The sequence below is a fragment of the Cyanobacteria bacterium FACHB-DQ100 genome, assembly GCA_014695195.1.
GTDB lineage: Bacteria > Cyanobacteriota > Cyanobacteriia > Leptolyngbyales > Leptolyngbyaceae > Leptolyngbya.
The window spans coordinates 90,000-103,090 of the sequence record JACJNW010000035.1 but is presented as its reverse complement, the minus strand read 5'-3'; the positions used below and the strand labels follow the sequence as shown (position 1 = coordinate 103,090).

The following is a 13,091-nucleotide window of genomic DNA, read 5'->3' as shown; positions in this document are numbered from 1 at the left end:
GTCATCGTCCTACTTAAGAATCTTGCTTAGATCAAAGTTTTTTTGCCATTTCTGTTGTTGTTCCGGTGTGAGGACTTGTGCAACTGCATCTTTGTAGTTACTCAAAGATTGTGAGAGCGTTTGGTTCAATCGTCCTGCTTGTAAGTCTGCTTTGAGTTGATTGACTAACCGAGGATTATTTTTCAATTGTTGAACGATTTCGGTCTGCATCTGGCGATGTGCTTTCTCAACTTGAGCGGCTTGATCAGCAGATAGCTTAATGCCTTTGAACTCATCCGAAAGCACGCTCGATCGCTGAGTCACTTCTCCTGTAATGGCTTCGCGGAGCGCACCAACCACACTCTGCTTCAGATGATCACGCTGTTCTATGGTCTTCTGCTGGATGAAGCCCGCGATCGTACTTTTTGAGTCTTGCACTTTAGTATCTGCTTCCTTAGAAAGCTGTTTGAGCAGTTGAGCCGCATTCGATTGCTCTAATTGACTGGTGATGTCTTGAGATCGACTTTGTGCTGGTGTCTTCTGAATGGGTTTTGCGATCGGCTCTATCTTTGTCGGTGGCGCTTCAAACACAGCCATACGCGGCGGTGATTGTTTCAGAGCAAGCCCTACTCCCACCAATCCTGAAACCACTAACGATAGCGCAAGCAGCACCTTGCCTTTGTTCGGATTCATCACCTTTGTCCAAATCACTACTGTTAGGATTCACATCGATCGCCCGATTTTACACGCGATCGCCAAAGAAAAAGCAAACCTCATTGATATCGTCACCTCTATAATGATGTACAAGTTCGCAAACTTAAGTCAATTGGAGATTCGGGCAATGTGGGACTGAATTTAGAAGAACTTAGCGAAACGCTGTTGGGTTTCACAAATCTGTCTGATTTAGAACATTGGTTAGCGGAACACAGATAGTGCTGTATCAAATCTCTCATGCCACAACTTACACTTACAGCGACCCTGTAACTTTGCAGCCGCATTTAATTCGATTGCGACCCCGATCGGATAGCTGGCAAACGCTTACAATGTTCTCGCTGCAAGTTACACCGATCCCGATCGCACAATCCGAACTCACCGATCTCGACGGCAACACATTCATCAAAGTCTGGTTTTCTCCTGAACTAACCACCTCGCTCAATGTTCAAGTTCTCTCGCAAACTCTGACCCAGCAATCAAACCCGTTTAACTACCTGCTGGAACCTTGGGCGATCGCGCTTCCGATCGACTATCCCACTTCACTATTGAAACAACTTCAACCTTATGTGGGTTCAACAGATAGTGTTGCACTTCAACTCGCTTACGAAATAGCAGAAGCTTCAGGAAACAGTGTGACTCAGTTTCTGAATGAACTAAATCAGAGGATTTATACAAGCTGTCAGTATAGGACTCGGGAAACAGGCAATCCTTATCCTGCTGGACTCACTTGGACGCAGAAACAGGGATCTTGTCGAGATTTAACCATGTTATTCATGGAAGTCTGTCGATCGATTGGACTGGCAGCACGATTTGTGAGCGGCTATCAAGAAGGTGATCCCGAACATCCCGATCGACATCTTCACGCTTGGGCAGAAGTGTATCTTCCGGGTGCAGGGTGGCGCGGATATGATCCGACACACGGATTAGTGGTGAGTGATCGACACATCGCACTCGCAGCCAGTGCCCTTCCTGAGTATGCGGCTCCGATTGTCGGCAAAGTCACACGATCGGGAGGAGTACAAACAACAATGAACTATACCTTACAAATTCAGCGGCTCTGATCCACGACTCAAATAATGCTCCCAATCAATGTTCGGCATCTGCTCAAATGCTTCGTTCAAGCACCGTTCCCACTGTTTGCGAATTTGAGTCAAATAAGGCGCATCAATGTTCAAACAAAGCTGATGTCGAACTTTGAAACTATCCGCTTCGTACATCACTAAGTTAATTGGCGGGCCTACTGAGATGTTAGAGATCATCGTGGAATCGATCGACAACAGCGCACACTTCGCCGCAGCCTCGATCGGAGTGTGAAAGGACAACACGCGATCGAGAATCGGTTTGCCATATTTCGCTTCACCAATCTGCAAAAAGGGCTTTTCTTTAGAGGCTTGGATGAAATTGCCTTGGCTGTAAATCATAAACAGTTCAGGTGCAGTCCCGCGAATTTGACCACCGAGCAAAATGGTTGATTGATAATCAATGCCGTCTTTTTCTAGCCACGGACGATTCTCATCTTGCACTTGTCGCATGATTCCACCCACATAACGGGCAATCTCATACAAGCTCGGCAGCGTGTGTAGGTTAATGTCTGACTTGGCAGCGATCGCCTGCCGCATTAGAGCCAGAACTGACTGAGTGACAGAAAGATTTCCAGACGTGCAGAAGAACAATGCGCGATCGCCTTCGATCGAAAAATCAAACAGTTTCCGATAGGTCGAAATATAGTCCACTCCCGCATTAGTGCGCGAGTCTGCTGCCATGACTAAACCTGTTTGGGTCAGAATTCCAAGGCAATACGTCATAGAAAAAATCCTGTACATGAAGCAGTAGCAGCATCACTGTACAGGCATTTCACGGAATTAATCCGACTGTGCAGAAATCTTTTATTTGCCCATATTGCGCTTCATTTCGTTGAGTTCTTCTTGAGTCTCCCACTGCCGGAATTTTTGCTCTAGTGGATCAGTCGATTTCTCAGTTTCAGTAAAGCTTTGATTCCAGCCATCAACCGCCCAGCGTTGTTCTACTTGAGCCGCTTGAGCCGATTTCACCTGCCGCAATTCCGATTGCACTTCCTGACGGCGAATCTGAATTTTGCGCTGGAGTTCTTCGGTTTGCTGAATTCTTTCCTTGAGCACCTGCATTTGTCCCCATTTCTGGTTGCCCTCGCGCAGCAGAGAAGCTTCATGTGATTCAGCAGGTTCTGCTAAATCCTTTCGTCCTGCCGATCGCGCCTTCTCAATCCGAACGTGCCAGCGCTGAATCTCCTGAGCCGTGGTTAAAATCTCAGATTCCACCTGCTTTTCTCGCAGCCGCAGATCTGCTAGCAGTCGGCGCGTTTCTTGTTCTTGCTGATACAGCTTTTCTTCTAATGCCTGAAGTTCAAGCTGCGGATTGTCCTTCAAAAATTCGTCAATCCGCGTTTCTAGAAAGCGTCCTAAATCGTCGAACAATCCCATAAGCAACTCCAAGAAAGGCTGAAGGATGAAGAACGCTCTTCATCCTTGCTCTTTATTCTAGAGTTTTTGACCCATGGAGATCGATCGAACCTCACCGTTACGCCGCACACTCACATAATTACTCGAAATATCCACCACGCTCCAACCACTCGACCCGACGCTTTCTCCGATGTAATAGCGCTGAGTCACGCCATTCATTTCAAACAGAATCGCAGATTGGCTCGGATCAGACGCGATCGCAATGCCGCGCAAGATCCGTTGCGGTTCGCTAGACACTGCCTGAGCAGGCTGGATCGCGATCGGAGCCGCAGACATGGCAGACCGAGGAGCCGGATTGATCGACAATCGCTCCAAAACCGAAGTTAAGCGCGTGAGCACTTGATTCAGCTCTTGCGGACTCTTACTCAGAGCGGTTGCAACGGGCATCGGCGAAGGGAGCGGAGGAACATTCACCACGACTGGCAGCTTATTTGATTCAGCATTCGATCGTGCGGTTCCAGGCATCGAAGTCGTCGGTAAGCTGCTATTTAAAGCGACTGGAATCGCGGTTGGAGTCTTAAGGTTGGCTTTGCGATCGATGTTTTCCAGTGACCGTTTCATGTATTGGGCAAACTGAGCGTTCGCATCGATCGACATCGCTTTCGGTACAGACGCGACTACCGCTGGTTCTCGCGTTGCCACGGCAAAAAGTCGCTGCATGGTTCCACGCTGAATCAGCCACGCGGAAGCCGCAGAAAGTGCCGACAGTCCAAAGACGATCGCAACGAACTTGGGAAAGCGGGAGTTACGCCTGATGGCTTTCTCGGCAATTTGATTGCCAGTTTTTGGCACAACGGCAGGAGAAGTCCATTGTGGGAGTTGTGGCTGGGCAACGAGCGGTGCCAGAGATGCCACAACGGGACGCGGAAGGTCGAGCGCGGGCTTGGGTCTTGCTTTGGACGATTCAGGAGGAGGGACGCTGCCCGATAAGAGGTCTTCCACATCCTCAAACAAGTCATCCATTAATCGATCGGCGTAGGTATCGACCTGGACAGGTGCTGGCATCAGCCCATGAGAATTCGTTGAAGGCTGTGCGGAAGTCGCCTGTGAGGATTGGTTTTGAGCGCCGCTGATGGTTTGAGGCATAGCTTTGGATTCAAAGGCTTGTCAAGTATAAGAATTGCTAGACATCCAACAGAAGGATCAAAATAAAGTGAACAAAAGTTAGCCTTGCATTACGCATGGGGCGATCGAGCCTCAAATCAAGATCTGAGAGTCCTACCGCTATGCGTGTTTGGGATTATACTCGACGATTTTTTGGACGGCGCAGTGCGGCGCAAGAAACCCCGGATTCTACGGAGATCGAGCGAAAGATGAGACAGTAACCAGCTAATTGTGAAGTCCGATCGCGGTTAAAAAGCTGTAGAGCACTACTCCTGCGGTAGATTCTCAAACACCTGCTCAACAATTCGCTTCGTTTTGTCCTCTAAAAGATTCCAATCCACTTCGCCTGTCGGATCAAACAGAGTCATATCGATTTCAACCGGAAAATCATCCCGCCATTCGCCGTTCTCCGATCGAAAGCAAATTCGATAGCATAACGCCCATAGATCAATATTGACTTGTCGATCGTCCTTCTCTAAACACAGTTCATACCCCGGATACGGCGAGGGCAAATGCACTAGTGTTTCCTGAATTTCTGCAGCTTTTTCTGGGAGAGCAGTTTCGAGTTGCTGCTGAAGCTGAAGCACCGTCTGTTTGGTTTCGTCGGGAATGTCGTCTGCCCACACTTGGACATCGCGGTATTGCCCTCGCCAAGTTGAGGTATCGAGTTGTTTGCGTAAATTGTCAATCAGGCGAATGAAGGCAGGCTGCATCAAGAGTTCTGCCTGCTGCCAGGTTTCGATCGTTGCAAATCTCGGCTTCATAGGTTCAAAATATCAGCTTGAATAAGTGTAGAACGTCTGCCAGGAGCGAGAGTTAGATTGATGAAAATTGTATTTTTTGGAACCCCTCAGTTTGCTGTGCCGACGTTGGAAGCGCTCTTAGAAGTGGCAGAGTTCGAGGTCGTTGCTGTAGTTACACAACCAGATAAACGACGCGGACGCGGCAATGAATTATCTCCAAGTCCGGTGAAATCCGTGGCACAGACGCATCAGATTCCCGTTTGGCAACCCAAAAGCGTGAAGAAAGATGCCGAAACCCTGGAAAATTTGCGATCGCTCAACGCCGATGTTTTCGTTGTCGTCGCGTACGGGCAAATTTTGTCGCAGGAAATTCTCGATATGCCGAAATACGGCTGTGTGAATGTTCACGGGTCAATCTTGCCGAAATATCGGGGTGCGGCTCCGATTCAGTGGTGTCTGTATTACGGCGAAGCGGAAACAGGAATTACGACAATGCTAATGGATGCGGGAATGGATACGGGCGCGATGCTGTTGAAAGCGACGACCCCGATCGCACCCTTCGATTCCGCGCAGGATTTAGCCATTCGATTGAGTACGATCGGCGCAGATTTGCTCGTTGAAACCCTGCCAAAACTGGTTGAGGGTGAAATCCAACCGATTTCGCAAGACAACGATCAAGCAACATACGCACCGTTAATCAAGAAACCCGATTATGAGTTGGATTGGTCGCGCAGCGCGATCGAGCTTCACAATCAAATTCGCGGATTTTATCCAAGCTGTACAACTTCATTCCGGGATTCTGCGCTGAAAGTGCTGCAAACGATTCCGCTTGAACCAGAATTTTTGGGCGAGTTTGAAGAGTTAAAGACGATTACATTTGAGCCACGCTCTCCCGGTGAAGTGGTGAGTGTTGTGAAAAACTGGGGGGCAGTGATTCAAACCGGAAATGGCGCATTGCTGCTGCGGCAAGTCCAACTAGCAGGTAAGCGACCTCAATCCGGCTGGGACTTTGCCAACGGAACCAGAATTGCGATCGGAGAACCGCTTAATCCTGCGGGCGGTAGTGACGACAGCCTGCACAGAGACCATCAGGATTAACCGCACAGCGCATAATCTCTGATCGCGCATTATATTCGCAAGTGGCATCACCCAGCACCCAGCGCCCTTCAACGAGCGAGCGCTCGATCGGACGTTGTGCGGTTTGAACATACAGCGCCACTTTGTGTAAGCGATAGCGCCCTGACTTCAGTTCATAGCGGTGACGACGCTCCAGAACAGCGTAGGTCTGACCTTCCAAATCGAAATAGGCTCCGGGCTGTGGCGACCAGTCGAGTTGCACACTGCCCAGAGATTTACGAGGATGGCTCAGAATAACCTCTGTGGGAAGTAGTTGTTGCTCCATGAAAATGTGCTTTAGCAAACTCAGAGTTATTCGATGGTATCGCACTCGCGTCCCGACCCGGAGCGAGTTTAGCTTTTGAACAGGATTAGAGTTTGCTTATCTCGATCCGTACCAGGGGTTAATTTGCAAAACTCCACTCGGCTTAAACACCACCTTGAACGATGCTGCAGGTTCAGCAGGGGCATTCGGATCAATCTGTTTCCCTAACTGTGGGAGCGGCGTGTCTTTGGCGTACTGACCTGCTACTGAGTTGTCGGGTTCATACCCAGCGATCGTCCCGTCCGGTTTAATCCGAACTCGAAACACGAGATCTTGATTAAACGGAGGTCTGCCTTTCCAATTTTGATTGATCGTATCGTAGAGTTTGGGCTGCAAGTTATCGAGGGTCGACTCGTCGGTCAGTTCTGTCTGAGTCGTCGCGGGATTTGCAGCAACGGCGGGACTTAAAGCTGGATTCGGAACGATCGTCGTATTGGTCGTCGGACTTGCCGCAGGACTCGGAGGCGTGGCGGATGTGGGCGACGCGATCGGCGTGACTTCAAAGTTTCCTTGCGGCTTGAAGACCACGCGATATTGCGCCAGAGGTTCCGATGATGGAGGACTGCCACCTGCGGGTAAATACAGCAAATCGAGCAGCGGTGTACGTCGGGCATTATCCAGTGCTGCAGGGCTTTCGGCTTTAAACCCAACGACATCTCCAGTGCGAGCCACGCCAACGCGATAAGCTAACTCCTCGGTTACAGCCGATTGCGTTTTCCATCTGTCCCGAATTTGAGCCGACAAGCGATCGCTCAGCGATCTTAATTCTTGAGGATCGGTAATCGGAGGAGCCGCATTCAGCGCAGTTTCAAGCTGTGCTAGATCCGGAGAAGCTGTTGGGCTGGGAGATGTCACAGCGCTAGGAGATGCCGTTGGGCTAGGAGATGCCGCAGCAGTCGGAGAAGCAACGGGGCTAGGGATCGGGCTTGCGCCCGGACTTTGGGGGTTTGCAACGACACCCGGACAATCGGATGCCCCAGGAGTTAAGCATTCTGGCGTTTTCACCCGCATCGTGGGCAACGAGAAGAACGCGATCGCCGCCAATGCCAGTCCCGATACCCCGATCGAGGCAGGAACGACTTGTTTAGCGAACGGTTCACCCGATCGCGCATACCGTTTCGGAACGGGCGAAAGATTCAGCGACCAATACGGCAACGTTTGAGTATCAGCGACGAATTGATCGATCGCCTCAACCAAATCAAACAACTGCACGGTCGTTAAATCGACCGCTCGTTCTTCACTGTTGGGATGGTTCGGATCTTTTTCGACAATCAAGCGATGATGAGCACGATCGATCCGCTCCAAGCGAATAAATGAGGGACGATCGCTATAAGTATGCCGGGGTAAATGAACACCGCTCAAAAATTCTTGAGCGTACAAACTCACAGCCGTCACCAGACTTTCAAAAAATTCGCGCCCGCCGACAAGTGGCTTGTCTTGTCCGGGTAAATGACATTCTGCATTAATCAGCAGCGACATCACCGGGCGAATTTCTGGTTGTGCAAATCCGGTTGTATCCGACAAGCCTTCTAAAATTAACGTGCAATTTGGCAAGCTGTACTGGCGTTGCAGCGTCATCGCGTTCGTCATTGCACTTCTCCGTCAAACAAACTAATCCACAATCGTTGGACTCCAGAAGTCCCCGTACAGAATAAAAGCTGCTCTAACAAATCCAGCGCCAGTTCGTTTAGCTTCTCATCGGAACTGTAAGCCATTACGCCTGCGCGTCGAGGATTCATGCGGCTGCGGTAGTGAGCGCGAAATCTCTCTAAATATTCTGATAAGCGAAAATGATGATCGATCGATAAATTCTTTTCGCTGAGTTGCTGATACGCCAGCAATAATTGCCGAATTAGCACCGTTAAGCGGCGGGCTAAGTAGCACGTCACCACCACTAATGCTTTCGCTTCCACTAGCGTCAAGGGTCGGCGTTGGGCGTAACGGCGGAATGGGTTCGTCGATCGCATCCGCCACAGAGTAACCCGATTTTTCAGCACTCCGCGCAGTTCAAACTCCGAGGCAACCGCCAAAATTGCTTCTGATCCTGCTAAATCCAGCGCTTCGATCGCCAACAGCAGCAAATCGATCTGCATCCGGGTGCGACGCGGACATACACCCTCGGCAACAGGCGGATCGGGCAGACTATCGAGAATAATCGGCGTGGGGGGCGGTAGCGGAGCAGGTGGGCTATTCAACTGCATTACATTCACGGAGGCACTCATTCCTTATTAATTTATTCGTAATGGGGGGTTTGATTGAAGCAACCTGACTGAAGGTGGAAATCCTCTAAATTTGATCGCTTCCGACTGATATACAGTTCCTTTCACTCACTACGAATTGCGTATCCCAAATTACGAAGTTCCAGCATTTTACCGAAATCTCACGACAAATCTGTGGATGATCTACTGAGCCAAGCAAATTGTGAAGCCGAAGTTAAATTCGTGCCTCCGTAGACTTGCGGGAAGTTGCAATTCTAGAGACGCTCTGCCCAAACAGTTTTACAGTTTAGCGGACATTTTGGATGCTGATTCATTCTGCCAAATTTGATCGGGAGTTGGAGGGGGAGGGGGAGTAGGGGAAGAGGGGTGCTGCGTTTTCTTCACTCTCTCCAACTCCCTCTGAATTTCTCGGCACGATCGCGCTCCCGAAAATGGGAGAATAAGAAATGTTGTCTGCCCGATAGCGCGTCGTTTGTGCGTGGTTTGACAGAGTAAGACGTTTTGTGGAGAAGTGGTTTGATGCTCAAACGAATCATTGCGGTGATGCTCGTTGTTCTGGCGCTAGGGCTACAAGGTTGTGTGTCTGGCGTGGGTGGACTGAAAAGCTTTATTGATAGTACCGATGGCTATCGATTTTTATATCCAAATGGCTGGCTACCTGTGAAAGTGACAAACGGGCCAGATGTGGTGTTTCATGACATCATCGTGCAAACCGAAAATATCAGTATGGTGATTAATCCGGTTCCGGGTAAGAAAAAGCTAGCGGAATTGGGAACACCAAGCGAGGTGGGGTATCAGTTGGGTAAAAGCGCGATCGCGCCCCCTGATTCCGGTCGCACAGCGGAGCTAATCAGCGCCGAGTCACGCGACATTGCCGATCGAACCTATTACCTGCTGGAATATCTAGTCACCTTGCCAAATCAGGAGAAGCGGCATAACTTAGCCAACGCGATCGTCTATCGCAGCAAGTTGTACACGCTGAATGCTTCGACCTCAGAGGAGCGCTGGGAGAAGATGGCTCCGATTCTCACGAAGTCGGTGAAGTCGTTTATGGTGGATTAGATCGATGGTGGTTCCCTTCGTGTTAGCTTCGGCATCTCCGGCTCGTCGTCGGCTCTTGGCGATGGCAGGAATTTCTGCGATGGTGTATCCGAGTGACTTTGACGAGTCACAGATTCAGATTACTGATCCGGCTAAATTGGTGCAGGTTCTTGCCGAAGGGAAAGCCCGATCGACAATGCAGTCGCTCTTTTCCAGGCAGTCTGAACTGCCGTCTGGATTTTTTTCAACCACGCCCGGACTCATTCTCGGCTGTGATTCGATTTTGGCGATCGATGGCGAGATTCACGGCAAGCCGAAAGATTCAGACGAAGCGATCGCTCGATGGAAAAAGATGCGCGGCAATCTGGGTGAGCTGTTTACAGGGCATGCGTTTTTGCAGCCTTACACAACCGTTCAGGGCGCGTTGATGCCTTATCCGCCCTTGGTACAAACCCAGATGACGCGGGTATATTTTGCTGACATTAGCGATCGACAAATCGAGGCTTATGTCGAAACGAAAGAGCCGCTCAGTTGTGCAGGGTGTTTTGCGCTAGAGGGTCGCGGTGGGCTATTTGTAGAAAAAATCGAGGGCTGTCATACCAACGTCATCGGCTTAAGTCTGCCTTTGTTGCGTCAAATGCTGTCAGCGCTTGGATATGATGTCACCGATTTTTGGCAGGATAAAACCGATAACCGATTTTTAGTGTGAAGATTTTATTGGATATGGAATAGCGCTTCTAAACTGGAACAAGTTGTGCGTTTGCATGATGGTGTAGTGCGACATGAGCTTTGGCGCGGATTCTTCACAGCAGCGGATCGATTTGAGTCAGTCCGATCGGTTATTACGCGATCGGTATTTGATCGATCGGATGCTGGGTCGAGGTGGCTTTGGTGTAACGTACCTGGCGCGGGATACCCGCTTGCCGGGACATCCTCACTGTGTGATCAAGCAGCTTTGCCCCAAAGTCCGCGACCCCGCCGCTCTGAAAAAAGCCCGTCAGCGATTTGAACAAGAGGCGAAAACGTTAGCACGGTTGGGGAGCCATTCACAAATTCCACAACTGCTGGATTATTTCGAGATCGAGGGCATCTTTTATCTCGCTCAAGAATTCATTCGGGGACGGACGCTCGCTCAAGATGTGCAGAAATTCGGCGTATGGACAGAAGCAGCCGTCAAACAGTTTCTGAAAGAGTTTCTGCCGTTGTTGCAGTACGTTCACGCTCAGCGGGTGATTCACCGAGATATCAAGCCCTCAAATATCGTGCGCTGTCGAGAAGATGGACGTTGGGCGCTGATCGATTTTGGAGCGGTAAAAGAGCGCATCTCATTATCTGAGCCGACTTCTCGATCGCTTGTCACCCGATTTGTAGGGACGATCGGATTTGCGCCGCCCGAACAAGTTGCCATGCGTCCGGTATATTCGAGCGATATTTATGCGCTCGGAATTACCTGCTTGTATCTGTTGGGGGGACGGGTTCCCACCGAACAAGACTACGATGCTTATACGGGGGAATTGCAGTGGCGAAAACTGGTGAGAGTCAGCGATTATTTTGGGCGTATTCTCGACAAAATGCTGCAAGCCTCGACGTGCGATCGCTTCAAGTCCGCCGATGAGGTATTTCGGGCGCTAGAACTCGAAGCACATTTAGATAGCTTGCGCCCTTGTTTAAGCCATCATCCGCTCTCTCAAACTGAACCTACCGCAGCAAGTCACGAATTCGTCTCGCCAATGATGAGAACAGCGATGGCAATTCGAGCTTGGCAAGTGCGGCTTGCCGCGAGACAAGCGAAAGAAAATCAGTCACAGTAAAGCGTTTCGCGGGTGTCGCGTCCGGTTGTCGGATTCGTTCCCTTTGCCACAGAGCACAGAATCTTTTGGGCATCGGGTCTGAGCAGAACATCGGTAAAGTCGGCTCCATCGATGATCGCGCCCTCAAATTTTGCATTTGCGGCAAATGCGCCTTCTAAATTGGCATTGGTCAAGTTGGCGCGGGTTAATCGGGCTGAATCCAGTACACAGTCGCGCAAATCTGCCCCTTCTAAGTTCGCTCGGTCTAGGTTCGTCGCAAAAAATCTCACGCCTCTCAAGTTCGTATGGCTCAAATTACCGTCGCGCAAATTCGCTTTGGTAAACTCCGAATCGGTTAAATCCTGCCCTGAAAAATCAGCCCCGATTAGGATTTCTTTGGTGTAGTCCAGCGCAAAAACGGGTGCAGCGAAGAGCATCCAAGACGCGAATAGAGCCACGACCGCGCAAACGAAACTTTTTAAGCAATTAGAACGCATTGGCAAAATTAGGGAATGTTTTAAAGAGAACACTTTAAAAATCCTACCTGTGGATCAGCCGAATTCGACATCTAATCTCGGAACCTCCGGCGAAGACTTCGTTGCGGACTGGCTTCAGTCACAGGGAGCGCTAATCTTGGCGCGCCAATGGACTTGTCGATCGGGTGAACTCGATCTGGTGGTCAAAACCAGCGATGCGATCGCAGAGCGCGGTGCGAGCATCGTTGCCTTTGTCGAAGTCAAAACCCGCAGTCGAGGCAATTGGGACAGCGATGGGGTTCTATCAATCACGCCAGCCAAGCAAAGAAAACTCCTCACCACAGCAAAGTTCTTTTTGCTCACGCATCCACACCTGTCAGAATTCCCTTGTCGCTTTGATGTTGCCCTCGTCCGATATCAGGCTCAGACACGAAAAAGGGGAAATCAGCCTTCTGCGGCGACTTCCCCCCACCTCACCAAAAATCAATTCTCAATACAAAACTATATCCGCGATGCGTTTAGTTAAACCATTTAGTTAAGCCAGCGTTTCGGGGCAATATCCCAACCCTTGAACAAACTGCTTGCGGAACTCTTCGATTTCTTCGCGTTCGGGGCTACCATGCGAAACCACTGCCACTTGATAGCGCTGCATCACATCGATCGGGGATTGTCCTGTTTCGAGTCCCCACAATACCATTTGAATGCGAATGTTTGGACAATAAGGAATGCCTAACTCATTTAGAAACGCTCTAAAATCGCCTTCGGTCTGGGCATCGATCGCCTGAGATAGCTTAACCCTGACAACCCAACCATCGATTTGGTGAATGACAGTCAAGAAGCTGAGCGGGAGTTGCTTCGAGTGATGCAAGTGTTCCACAATTCTCAGGGTTAGACTGGCATTCGCGAGGTAGTAGAGGTACTCCATAGAATTGACACCTAGCAAATGCGGCTTACATTTCTATTGTGCGGTAGCACCCACGATTGCAATAGGGGAGAAGCCCCCGATATCGCCTGGGGAATCTCACCCATTTTGTAAATTATTGAGTGATCCGGATCAAAATTATCCGAAAATACTAACCACTCACC

16 protein-coding genes are annotated in these 13,091 nt (G+C 49.9%); 6 read left to right on the top strand and 10 right to left on the bottom strand.

Annotated features, from left to right (window positions below; genetic code table 11):
• Positions 1–9: 9 nt before the first annotated feature.
• The gene (locus tag H6F51_20485) at positions 10–672 is read right to left on the bottom strand and encodes a hypothetical protein (GenBank protein ID MBD1824850.1); all 663 of its coding nucleotides are present in this window, start codon (positions 670–672) and stop codon (positions 10–12) included.
• Between the two features lie 239 nt (positions 673–911).
• Here H6F51_20485 and H6F51_20480 point away from each other — a divergent pair, with 239 nt between their 5' ends.
• On the top strand, positions 912–1,754 hold the full coding sequence (locus H6F51_20480) for a transglutaminase family protein (protein MBD1824849.1): 843 nt from the start codon (positions 912–914) through the stop codon (positions 1,752–1,754).
• Here the strand turns inward: H6F51_20480 and H6F51_20475 are convergent.
• From H6F51_20475 to H6F51_20460, 4 genes are all read right to left on the bottom strand, one after another.
• Positions 1,734–2,498 (bottom strand): proteasome-type protease, encoded by a 765-nt coding sequence (locus tag H6F51_20475; protein MBD1824848.1) that lies wholly within the window; start codon positions 2,496–2,498, stop codon positions 1,734–1,736. The genes H6F51_20480 and H6F51_20475 overlap by 21 nt on opposite strands.
• 81 nt (positions 2,499–2,579) lie before the next feature.
• Positions 2,580–3,152 carry a TIGR04376 family protein gene (locus H6F51_20470; GenBank protein MBD1824847.1) on the bottom strand — a complete coding sequence of 191 codons (573 nt, stop codon included), beginning with the start codon at positions 3,150–3,152 and terminating at the stop codon, positions 2,580–2,582.
• Between the two features lie 57 nt (positions 3,153–3,209).
• Positions 3,210–4,277, bottom strand: a complete 1,068-nt coding sequence (locus H6F51_20465) for a hypothetical protein (protein ID MBD1824846.1) — start codon at positions 4,275–4,277, stop codon at positions 3,210–3,212.
• Positions 4,278–4,561: 284 nt separating this feature from the next.
• Positions 4,562–5,059, bottom strand: coding sequence for a hypothetical protein (locus H6F51_20460; protein MBD1824845.1), 498 nt, complete (start codon positions 5,057–5,059; stop codon positions 4,562–4,564).
• Between the two features lie 60 nt (positions 5,060–5,119).
• Between H6F51_20460 and H6F51_20455 the strand changes: the two genes are divergently transcribed.
• Positions 5,120–6,136, top strand: coding sequence for a methionyl-tRNA formyltransferase (locus tag H6F51_20455; protein ID MBD1824844.1), 1,017 nt, complete (start codon positions 5,120–5,122; stop codon positions 6,134–6,136).
• On the opposite strand, the gene H6F51_20450 is transcribed toward H6F51_20455, so the two are convergent.
• The 3 genes from H6F51_20450 to H6F51_20440 form a co-directional block, all read right to left on the bottom strand.
• Entirely contained in the window at positions 6,084–6,440 is a 357-nt protein-coding gene (locus H6F51_20450) for a hypothetical protein (GenBank protein MBD1824843.1), read from the bottom strand. The genes H6F51_20455 and H6F51_20450 overlap by 53 nt on opposite strands.
• Before the next feature lie 96 nt (positions 6,441–6,536).
• Positions 6,537–8,069, bottom strand: coding sequence for a DUF4335 domain-containing protein (locus H6F51_20445; GenBank protein ID MBD1824842.1), 1,533 nt, complete (start codon positions 8,067–8,069; stop codon positions 6,537–6,539).
• Entirely contained in the window at positions 8,066–8,701 is a 636-nt protein-coding gene (locus tag H6F51_20440; GenBank protein ID MBD1824841.1) for a DUF3038 domain-containing protein, read from the bottom strand. Before H6F51_20440 ends, H6F51_20445 begins: the two co-directional genes overlap by 4 nt.
• 516 nt (positions 8,702–9,217) lie before the next feature.
• Here H6F51_20440 and H6F51_20435 point away from each other — a divergent pair.
• The 3 genes from H6F51_20435 to H6F51_20425 all read left to right on the top strand — a co-directional run bounded on the left by H6F51_20435 (position 9,218) and on the right by H6F51_20425 (position 11,550).
• A complete protein-coding gene (locus H6F51_20435; GenBank protein ID MBD1824840.1) occupies positions 9,218–9,760 on the top strand; it encodes a photosystem II reaction center PsbP family protein in 543 nt (180 codons plus the stop codon).
• Positions 9,761–9,764: 4 nt separating this feature from the next.
• Positions 9,765–10,448 (top strand): septum formation inhibitor Maf, encoded by a 684-nt coding sequence (maf, locus tag H6F51_20430; protein MBD1824839.1) that lies wholly within the window; start codon positions 9,765–9,767, stop codon positions 10,446–10,448.
• Positions 10,449–10,521: 73 nt separating this feature from the next.
• Positions 10,522–11,550: a serine/threonine protein kinase gene (locus H6F51_20425; protein MBD1824838.1), complete on the top strand. Its 1,029-nt coding sequence runs from the start codon at positions 10,522–10,524 to the stop codon at positions 11,548–11,550.
• Here the strand turns inward: H6F51_20425 and H6F51_20420 are convergent.
• Positions 11,538–12,026 (bottom strand): pentapeptide repeat-containing protein, encoded by a 489-nt coding sequence (locus tag H6F51_20420; GenBank protein ID MBD1824837.1) that lies wholly within the window; start codon positions 12,024–12,026, stop codon positions 11,538–11,540. The genes H6F51_20425 and H6F51_20420 overlap by 13 nt on opposite strands.
• A 49-nt stretch (positions 12,027–12,075) precedes the next feature.
• On the opposite strand from H6F51_20420, the gene H6F51_20415 reads away from it, so the two are divergent.
• On the top strand, positions 12,076–12,531 hold the full coding sequence (locus tag H6F51_20415; GenBank protein MBD1824836.1) for a YraN family protein: 456 nt from the start codon (positions 12,076–12,078) through the stop codon (positions 12,529–12,531).
• Positions 12,532–12,540: 9 nt separating this feature from the next.
• On the opposite strand, the gene H6F51_20410 is transcribed toward H6F51_20415, so the two are convergent.
• Positions 12,541–12,930: a hypothetical protein gene (locus tag H6F51_20410; GenBank protein ID MBD1824835.1), complete on the bottom strand. Its 390-nt coding sequence runs from the start codon at positions 12,928–12,930 to the stop codon at positions 12,541–12,543.
• Positions 12,931–13,091: the final 161 nt, after the last annotated feature.

Coding starts and splice junctions, on each gene's coding strand:
- H6F51_20410 (MBD1824835.1), bottom strand. CDS start 12,930: ATGGAGTACCTCTACTACCTCGCGAATGCCAGTCTAACCCTGAGAATT.
- H6F51_20440 (MBD1824841.1), bottom strand. CDS start 8,701: ATGAGTGCCTCCGTGAATGTAATGCAGTTGAATAGCCCACCTGCTCCG.
- H6F51_20445 (MBD1824842.1), bottom strand. CDS start 8,069: ATGACGAACGCGATGACGCTGCAACGCCAGTACAGCTTGCCAAATTGC.
- H6F51_20455 (MBD1824844.1), top strand. CDS start 5,120: ATGAAAATTGTATTTTTTGGAACCCCTCAGTTTGCTGTGCCGACGTTG.
- H6F51_20485 (MBD1824850.1), bottom strand. CDS start 672: ATGAATCCGAACAAAGGCAAGGTGCTGCTTGCGCTATCGTTAGTGGTT.
- H6F51_20460 (MBD1824845.1), bottom strand. CDS start 5,059: ATGAAGCCGAGATTTGCAACGATCGAAACCTGGCAGCAGGCAGAACTC.
- H6F51_20475 (MBD1824848.1), bottom strand. CDS start 2,498: ATGACGTATTGCCTTGGAATTCTGACCCAAACAGGTTTAGTCATGGCA.
- H6F51_20465 (MBD1824846.1), bottom strand. CDS start 4,277: ATGCCTCAAACCATCAGCGGCGCTCAAAACCAATCCTCACAGGCGACT.
- H6F51_20425 (MBD1824838.1), top strand. CDS start 10,522: ATGAGCTTTGGCGCGGATTCTTCACAGCAGCGGATCGATTTGAGTCAG.
- maf (MBD1824839.1), top strand. CDS start 9,765: ATGGTGGTTCCCTTCGTGTTAGCTTCGGCATCTCCGGCTCGTCGTCGG.
- H6F51_20470 (MBD1824847.1), bottom strand. CDS start 3,152: ATGGGATTGTTCGACGATTTAGGACGCTTTCTAGAAACGCGGATTGAC.
- H6F51_20420 (MBD1824837.1), bottom strand. CDS start 12,026: ATGCGTTCTAATTGCTTAAAAAGTTTCGTTTGCGCGGTCGTGGCTCTA.
- H6F51_20450 (MBD1824843.1), bottom strand. CDS start 6,440: ATGGAGCAACAACTACTTCCCACAGAGGTTATTCTGAGCCATCCTCGT.
- H6F51_20435 (MBD1824840.1), top strand. CDS start 9,218: ATGCTCAAACGAATCATTGCGGTGATGCTCGTTGTTCTGGCGCTAGGG.